Origin of the sequence: Armatimonas sp. (assembly GCF_043760365.1) — a bacterium.
In the GTDB taxonomy this organism is placed as follows: Bacteria; Armatimonadota; Armatimonadia; order Armatimonadales; family Armatimonadaceae; genus Armatimonas.
Window position 1 is genome coordinate 1 of record NZ_JAYUPA010000165.1, and the last position, 6075, is coordinate 6075.

Here is a 6075-nt window from a genome sequence, read left to right on the forward strand (position 1 = left end):
CAACGCTGACTTCTCTGGAAACCCGCCGTCTACAGAGTCCGGATATCTTTTTAACTCCGCGCCTGGTCGTGGTTCTGCTAGATAAAGGGCCCAAATTAGCACTCAAGAAAGCGCTTCTGCCCCGCCTAGAGTTTGCCTTGATGCGCGGCCCGGAAGGAGGACGCTCCGAGAGCTACCATGGAGCGATTGTTCTTCAGTTCTACCTGGGGGATCCGATGAGGGCGGTGAGGGGCACCGAACAACAGAACGCAACCGATAAAGTACGGACTCTTGCCTGTCTTCACTGGGGCGGAACAACCTACCCAAGCGTGATTTTCTCGCAGTCAGAGTCCTTCCCCACTTTGCAGGAAGCACTCCCTGCTTCCGTAAAGCGGGAGCTACGCACACGACTTCTCGCCGCCCTGGCAAACCTCTCACCAAGTAAAGACTTCGACCCTGAGCTCACGGCAATCGTTATGCTAGCCTACCAGAGTGGCGATAGCGAGCTGATCCAGAAAGCCGCTCGCCCCCTCACCAGCTCCCTCTACCAGCGTCAGATCCAGCAAGCGATCGCCGCGCACCAGCCGATCCTGATGCCCCCTATCGGCGGCACCGTTACCAGTGGGCACGCCTCGATAAACCACCTGAGCCGCAGCTTGAACCGTCTGGTGGGAATGCGTCCTGGCCCCTACCAAGACCGCCTTTTGGAGCAGTTCCTGAGCGAGCTCAGCGGGGCGGCAGAGGAGAGTATCTTCACGTCCAGCCTGGCCACTCTTTTCCGAAAGCACGGACGGCAGAACTTACTTGCCCGTCTGATCACGCTCGAAAATAACTCCGCCTTCCAGTGCCACCAGAGCCTTCTCCAGGCGGAAGATGCTCTGGAGAAGGGCACGAAACAGGCAAGTCTTGTGGCTCTGAAAAAGGCACTGGGCCAGCTTGAACGGATTGAAAAACCGAGTCATAAGGCACAGGAGGCTCTCTTTGCTCAAGAGCTTGCCAGGCGTCTGGGCAACCCAGAGATTCTGCTCGCTTTAGAACCTGTTCTCATCAAGCTTCTTCAAGAAGTGACGATTCCGCTACTCAGAAATGATCTGCACGTTCGATTGACCGGGCTTCAGGCGCTTAATGGCAACGATTCCGCCTACCAAGAGAGGGTGCAGACTCTTCAGCGCGAGGGCACCCAGCCAGGCAAGGGGTACACGATTTCTGGAGATCTCCTGGAGCAGCTCGCACGTGAGCAGACTCGTATTGGAAAAAGCGCGGATGCCTGGGAGAGTATCCGCCGGATCAAGTTCCCGCAGAGTCGTGCCTCAGCGCTCCTGACAATGGCGGAGCAGCTCCGCAAGACTCCGCCCCTTCCGTCCAGCCCCAATATTCCCGCCCTGCAAAACGGCGGAGGACGTAGTTTGTTTGCAGGCCCTACGCGCTAAAAAACAGAACCTACGCACTAAAAAGTTGCTATCAGGTGAGGCGCAGCGCACGTCGGACTTGCTGGAGAGTCTCCTCAGCCACCTCCGTCGCTTTTTCCGCACCACGTTTGAGCAAGCGATCCAGCTCCGCCGGGTCGTTTTCGTAGAGGGCGCGACGCTGGCGGATGGGGTCCAGCATGGCGTTGAGAATCTCGGCGGTCTCGCGCTTACTCTGCACACAGCCCCGTGCTCCCGAGCGGCACTCGTCCCACTGTGGCTGGAAGCCCACCGGGTCGTAGAGCTTGCGAAGCTGACAAACCGCGCAGCCCTCGGGCACTCCCGGATCATCTTTGCGGATCTTGGTGGGGGTGGTAAAAGCCGTTTTGAGACGCGTCACAACTTCGTCTGGCGTATGGGTAAGGTAGATGCAGTTGTTGTAGCTCTTGCTCATCTTACGAAGCTGCCCGCTCTCATCGGCATCGAGCCCGGGCAGGACGCCGGTGGCTTCAGAGATCAGCGCATCGGGAACAGGGAAGATCTCCTCGCCCACCAGATGGTTGAAGCGCCGGGCGATCTCGCGGCTGATCTCTAGGTGTGGTGCCTGGTCTTTTCCCACCGGCACAACATGCGCACGGTAGACAATAATATCGGCGGTCTGGAGCACGGGGTAGCCAAGTAGCCCAAAGCTCGGCCCCGAGTCTCCGCCCCCCTCGCTCACAAACTCACGCTTCTCTTTGTAGGTGGGAACACGCTCCAGCCAGGAAACAGGTGTCACCATTCCGAGGAGCACAGCCAGCTCTGCGTGCTGGGGAACCTGGCTCTGGCGAAAGATCGCACATTTTTCAGGGTCGAGCCCTGCGGAGAGGTAGTCGAGCACCACCTCCCGGCTTGCGGCGGCGATATCCGTGGGAGCGGCGGTGAGCGTGGTAAAGGCGTGCCAGTCAGCGACGAAGCAGAACATCTCGTAGTCGTCCTGGAGCCTTGTCCAGGGCTTGAGTGCGCCTTCATAGTTACCCAGATGCAGCCGCCCACCACCGGTCGGCTGCATCCCTGAGAGCAGTCGTTTTTTTTGCATTTCGAGGAAATTTAGCCGACGGGCAGCATGGGCAACAGCAGGCGGATGAAGAACTTAACAATCGGCAGGAGGAAGGCTCCGATCACCTCGAAGTACGAGAGTGCCAGCAGCACAAAAAAGCCAAATTTCTGCATGAAAGCCACATAGACTCGGCCCAGACCTTCAGGCAGGAGCGCAGCGACCACATGAGAGGCATCCATCGGGTGCACGGGGATCAAGTTCTCAGCAAAGACCAGGATATTGATCAGCGTGGAGATAATCATGCCGATAAAGACATACTCAAACCACGACGGCAGGCTCCCCAGGCTCCCGCCAAATGCCAGTCGGACGATAAACGAGAGGAGAAAGGCTAAGAGCAGGTTCATCAGCGGCCCGGCGATCGCCACCAGCGCCATTCCTGCCCGCCGGCCCACTACCGTGAACTTATCCGGATCGGTCTTGACTGGCTTGCCCCAGCCAAGCGGCATCTTCAAAAATGTCGTCACTACCATCAGGGTAAATCCCAGAGGATCGAAGTGCGCGACAGGGTTGAGAGTGAGCCGGTGCTGCTCGCGCGGTCCCGGGTCGCCTAGCTTGTCTGCCATCCAGGCGTGACCAAACTCATGGACAACGGTTGAGGAGATGATCCCGATAAGCATCATCAGCCAGAACCACCAGGGCAGGGCTTGCTCGGACAGCCCAACAGAGTGCAGTGTGTGAAGCAGAAACTCTTTCATTTTTTAACTCTCCCAAAAACGCTGCGGGAGCCGCTCCTGTCGCAGCAAATCGTCGTAGCTCTCCCGCTCCCAGACAACATCGGCCTGTCCGCTCTGAACAAAGACCACGGCAGGTCGGCGGAAACGGTTGTAGTTACTTGCCATACCGTGATTGTAGGCTCCGGTGGTCTGCACCGCGAGGATGTCACCGGAGTGAATCTCTCCTAGCGCGATCTCTGGGAAGAGTGTGTCGGTCTCGCAGTGCTTGCCAGAGACCGTCACGACCTTGTCTTTTGCTTGCGCCGCGCGCCCAGCCACCAGTACGGAGTACCGGGCATCGTACATCACCGGACGCGGGTTGTCCGAGAGGCCACCATCTACCGAGACAAATGTCTTGGTGCGCTCCGCTAGCTCGATCTGCTTGATTGGCCCCACGGTGTAGAGGGTCGTCCCAGCTTCGGCGACCAGCGCACGGCCTGGCTCCAGCATCAGGCGCGGGGTAGGCAAGTCATATTTATTCAGTGCTCCCACCACGGCGGCCACCACGGAGTCCGCGAACTCCTCGTAGGTGGGCGGGTTGTGGCTGGGCAGGTAGCGCACGCCCAGGCCGCCTCCGATATCCAGCTCGGCGCAGACAAAGCCCGTCGCGGCGCGAATCTCGGCCAGAAAGCTTACCATGATCTCCGCGGCATCTTCGTGGGTGTGGCTGTCGAGGAGCTGCGAGCCGATATGGCAGTGGATTCCCCGGAAGTCAATGCCCGGCAGCGAGAGAGCATCTTTGACCGTGGCAAGCGCCAGCCCTGAGGCGACACTGATACCGAACTTGCTGTCTTCCTGGCCGGTGGAGATCTTGGCGTGGGTATGGGGATCAATTCCAGGCGTCACCCGCAGCAAAATCGGCTGGGTCTTGCCCTGCGCCGCCGCCAGCTCCGAGAGGCGCCGCAGCTCGTAGGGATTGTCTACCACAACGTGCCCCACTCCGGCTTCGACGCCGAGCTGAAGCTCTTCGTCGCTCTTGAAGTTGCCGTGGTAGAGAATCCTCTCCGCAGGAAAGCCCGCTTTAAGCGCGGTGTAGAGCTCGCCGCCCGATGCCACATCGAGTGCGAGTCCTTCTTGTTCCACAAGGCGCACCATCGCCATTGTCAGGAATGCTTTCCCCGCAAACGAGACCTCGACCTCGCCCGGGTAGCGCTCGGTAAAAACCTGTGTGAAGCGGCGACAGTTCTGACGGATCAGCGCCTCGTCCATCACGTAGAGTGGCGTGCCAAACTCCTCGGCCAGTGCGAGCGTGTCGCACCCCCCGATCTCCAAGTGCCCCTGTGCGTTTACTCGCTGCGTCCCCAGCAACATACCGATTCGTACCCTCGCTCCCTAAGATGTGAAAAAACGCGCGGCGGTTGCAAAATCAACCGTCGCGCATCATCGAATTTATTCTATCACGGCCCTGTCTGCCCAGAGAATCACGCCACTTCGAGACCACGCAGTGTCCCCGTACTCGTGGCAAAGCGATCCGCTTCAAGCCCAAAGCGCTGCAAAACATTGACAAAAAGATTCGGCAGTGGGTAGTTGCGCTCCCGGTCGAAGCCCAGGTGCTGGCCGTGTTTGAAGCCTCCCCCGGCAAAGAGTACAGGCAGGTTCGTCGTGACATGCGTGTTGGCATTGCCCAAGTTGCTCCCATAAAGAATCATTGTCCGATCCAGCAGGCTCTCACCGTCTTCTTTGCGCGCTTTCAGGTCGCCAAAGAGCTGATGAAGCAGCTTCATGTGCTCACGATCAATCCGCTCAAGCTGCGCGAGCTTGGTCGGGGTCTTGCCGTGGTGCGAGAGGTTATGGTAGCCATCACTGACAGCCTGCCCCCCCACTTGGATCGCGGGAGAGTTAACACTATCGAGCAGGAGCGTGATCGCGCGGGTGGAGTCGGTCTCGAAGGCAAGACGCGCCATGTCGTAGAGGAGGCGCACTTTGTCCATGTACTCCCGAGGATCGGCGGGGTCGAGCGGCGGCTTCTCTTTCACCACAGGCTTGGGCTTTGTCTCCCACTCCGCGGCCATGGCAAGGCGTTTCTCTAAATCCCGCACGCCCGTGAGGTACTGATCGAGCCGCTCTTTGTCGCGGGCACCGATCCCCTTCTGGAGGCCACGGGTCTGCTCGGCAATGCTATCCATGATGCTCTGCCCGAGAGCGAGCCGCCGCATCTGTTCCTTGATCTCCTCGTCTGAGCCGCGCAAAAAGAGCTTCTTGAAGACCTGGGAGGGTTTCTCCTCGCAGGGAATCAGCACACCCCCGCCCGTCCAGGAGAGGCTGCGTGCGCCTTGTTGGACATTGACCCCCAGAGTCAGCGACGGAAACCGTGTTAAGTGCCCCAAGCGCTCGGCGATAAACTGATCCAGGGAGATCGTGTTGCGAAAACCACCACTGCCCGGGTGCGGCGCTGCCGTCAGAAAGCAGTTGTCCGCCGGATGCCCCCCGTCCACGTCCGGGTGCCAGACACCGCTAAGAACCGTGAACTCGTCGCGATAGTCTTTGAGATGCTCCAAATACGGCGAGAGCGCGTAGCCACGCCCGGTCTGGGTAGCATCCGGGAAGAACTTCTCCGGGAGCAGCCCTAGATTATTGCAGATGCCCAGAAAACGACGGGGTGGCGCAGGCGCGGTAGCGCGGGCAAACGCGGGCTGCATCGCCTCCAAGAGCGGCAGACCGAGCAAGATACCCGTTCCTCGAAGCAGATGGCGGCGGGAGAGAGGGCGCAGAGTGGAGATATAGACATTTTTCATGGGCGTATTTGTCGGCATTTATTTGTTCTGGAAGAGCTCACTTTCCACGATAGCATGGATCAGAGACTTGACGCCATAGCGGCTGGGGGCGGCGCGGTCTAGGATAGCCTCGATCTTGGGGCGGTCACCAAAGCGTATCGGTG

At 59.2% G+C, this 6075-nt stretch carries 6 protein-coding genes; 1 reads left to right on the forward strand and 5 read right to left on the reverse strand.

Features of this window, described 5'->3' with window-relative positions:
* A partial coding sequence (locus ACH2EH_RS04110) for a hypothetical protein (RefSeq protein WP_395139214.1) occupies positions 1-1409 on the forward strand: 1409 nt, incomplete at its 5' end.
* Positions 1410-1440: 31 nt separating this feature from the next.
* Here ACH2EH_RS04110 and trpS read toward each other — a convergent pair.
* From trpS to ACH2EH_RS04135, 5 genes are all read right to left on the reverse strand, one after another.
* Positions 1441-2463 (reverse strand): tryptophan--tRNA ligase, encoded by a 1023-nt coding sequence (trpS, locus tag ACH2EH_RS04115; RefSeq protein WP_395139216.1) that lies wholly within the window; start codon positions 2461-2463, stop codon positions 1441-1443.
* Positions 2464-2474: 11 nt separating this feature from the next.
* Complete coding sequence (locus tag ACH2EH_RS04120; RefSeq protein WP_395139218.1) at positions 2475-3179, reverse strand: site-2 protease family protein; 705 nt, start codon at positions 3177-3179, stop codon at positions 2475-2477.
* A gap of 3 nt (positions 3180-3182) precedes the next feature.
* Positions 3183-4508 carry a diaminopimelate decarboxylase gene (lysA, locus tag ACH2EH_RS04125; protein WP_395139220.1) on the reverse strand — a complete coding sequence of 442 codons (1326 nt, stop codon included), beginning with the start codon at positions 4506-4508 and terminating at the stop codon, positions 3183-3185.
* 110 nt (positions 4509-4618) lie between these two features.
* Positions 4619-5950, reverse strand: a complete 1332-nt coding sequence (locus tag ACH2EH_RS04130; RefSeq protein ID WP_395139222.1) for a DUF1552 domain-containing protein — start codon at positions 5948-5950, stop codon at positions 4619-4621.
* Positions 5951-6070: a DUF1585 domain-containing protein gene (locus tag ACH2EH_RS04135; RefSeq protein ID WP_395139224.1), complete on the reverse strand. Its 120-nt coding sequence runs from the start codon at positions 6068-6070 to the stop codon at positions 5951-5953.
* Positions 6071-6075 lie beyond the last annotated feature (5 nt).